The organism is Streptomyces sp. P17 (genome assembly GCF_032436805.1).
In the GTDB taxonomy this organism is placed as follows: Bacteria; Actinomycetota; Actinomycetes; order Streptomycetales; family Streptomycetaceae; genus Streptomyces.
The window spans coordinates 1-285 of sequence record NZ_JAVRBF010000622.1 but is presented as its reverse complement, the minus strand read 5'-3'; the positions used below and the strand labels follow the sequence as shown (position 1 = coordinate 285).

At 50.9% G+C, this 285-nt stretch carries 1 protein-coding gene; it reads left to right on the top strand.

All coding sequences use genetic code 11. The features are described 5' to 3' along the window. Positions 1-3: 3 nt before the first annotated feature. Positions 4-285 (top strand): bifunctional precorrin-2 dehydrogenase/sirohydrochlorin ferrochelatase (locus tag RMT89_RS42350; protein WP_315889085.1); only part of this gene is annotated, 282 nt, incomplete at its 3' end.

Below are 285 nucleotides of genomic sequence, written 5' to 3'. Positions count from 1 at the left end.
GCATTGCGTAAAGCAGGCACCTTACTCAGTGCTGGCGCTAAACTGACTGTCGTGGCGCCTGATTTTGCAGCGGAATTTCAGGATTGGCAGCAACAGGGTAAAGCCGAGTTACTGCAAGGCTATTTTGAGCCGCACTTATTAGATGGCAAGTTGTTGGTTATTGCCGCCACCGATAACGATGCGGTGAATGCCGCCGTGTACGACGCCGCTACTGCGCGCAATATGTTGGTTAATACGGTGGACGACCAGCCCAAATGCGGCTTTATTTTCCCTTCTATTATTGAC